This is a genomic window from Streptomyces europaeiscabiei (assembly GCF_001550375.1).
GTDB classification, from domain to species: domain Bacteria; phylum Actinomycetota; class Actinomycetes; order Streptomycetales; family Streptomycetaceae; genus Streptomyces; species Streptomyces europaeiscabiei.
Map to the genome: position 1 here is coordinate 1 of NZ_LRTR01000755.1, position 1,500 is coordinate 1,500.

1 protein-coding gene is annotated in these 1,500 nt (G+C 73.9%); it reads left to right on the forward strand.

What is annotated here, in order from left to right:
• The coding region (locus AWZ10_RS36960) for a polyketide synthase dehydratase domain-containing protein (RefSeq protein WP_208618618.1) at positions 1–1,500 on the forward strand (1,500 nt) is incomplete at both ends.

The following is a 1,500-nucleotide window of genomic DNA, read 5'->3' on the forward strand; positions in this document are numbered from 1 at the left end:
GCCACCACCCTCGCCAACGGCGAAGGCCACCTCCTCACCGGACGCCTCTCCCCCACCCAGCACCCCTGGCTCCACGACCACACCGTCTACAACACCCCCCTCCTCCCCGGCACCGGACTCCTCGAACTGGCCTGGACCGCAGCCACCGAAACCGGAGCCACCCGCGTCGAGGAACTCACCCTCGCCGAACCCCTCGTCCTGCCCGAACCCGGCGACAACAGCGCCCACATACGACTCCAGGTCACCGTCGGCGCGCCGGACGAATCGGGCCGGCGCGAGGTGGCCGTCTACAGCCAGCAGGAAGACGGTCAGGAAACCTGGACGTGCCACGCCACCGGTGTCCTAGGGGGCGCTTCGGACGAGGACGGCGCGGACGCCGCCGTTTCCGGGTCGATGACCGCGCTCGCGCAGTGGCCGGTGCCCGGAGCGGAGCGGGTGGAACTGGACGGTCTGTACGACCGGCTGGCGGGGCAGGGCCTCGGATACGGGCCCGCCTTCCAGGGCCTGCGGGAGCTGTGGTGCAAGGACGGCGTCGGGTACGGCCTCGTCCGCCTTCCCGAGGAGGTCGGTCCGGGCGAGTTCGGCGTGCACCCGGCGCTGCTCGACGCCGCCCTGCACACCCTCGCCGCGCTGCGCAGCACCGAAGAGGCCGTGATCCTGCCCTTCGAGTGGAGCGACGCCGAGCTGCGTTCGACCGGGCCCGGCGAACTGCGGGTCCGGGTGGAGCTGGACGAGGCGCAGACGTCGGCGCGGGTGCTCGCCGCCGATCCGGCCGGGAACGTGGTGGTGTCGGGGACGCTGGCGCTGCGCGAGGCGACGCGCGAGCAGATTCGCGGCAGCCGGTCCGCCCGGCATCTGTACCGGGTCGCGTTCACGCCGGCCCGTGCTCTGCGTGAAGTGCCGCACGAGGACCTGTGGGTGCTCGGCGGGTCGGGCGATCTCGCCCGCGCGCTGGGCGCCGAGGCCGTAGCGGACCTGGCGGCCGCACTCGCCGGGCTCGGCGAGGACGAGCCGGCGCCCGCGCGGATCGTGGTGGACACCACGGGTGCCGTGTCGGGCGGCGGTGTGCCGGACGCGGAGTCCGTTCGGGATGCCGCCGCGGCTGTCCTGGCGCAGGTTCAGGGCGTTGTCGCCGAGCCGCGACTGGCCGGGACCGAGGTGGTCTGGGCGACTCGTGGCGCCGTGGGTGAGGCCGCGTACGACCTGGCGCACGCACCGGTGTGGGGCCTGGTCCGTGTGGCCCGTGCGGAGTACCCGGAGCGTTCGGTGCGTCTGGTGGATCTGGATGCCGGGGCGTTGGACGCCGAGCTGCTGGAACGCGCGATCGCGGTCGAGGGAGAGCCCGAGATCGCCCTGCGCGACGGCCGGATCCTCGTCGCCCGCCTGACCCGCACCGACCAGCCCGACCAGCCCGAAACCCCGCGCTTCGACCCCGACGGCACGGTCCTGATCACCGGCGGCACCGGCGAACTCGGCCGGCAGCTCGCCACCCACCTCGTC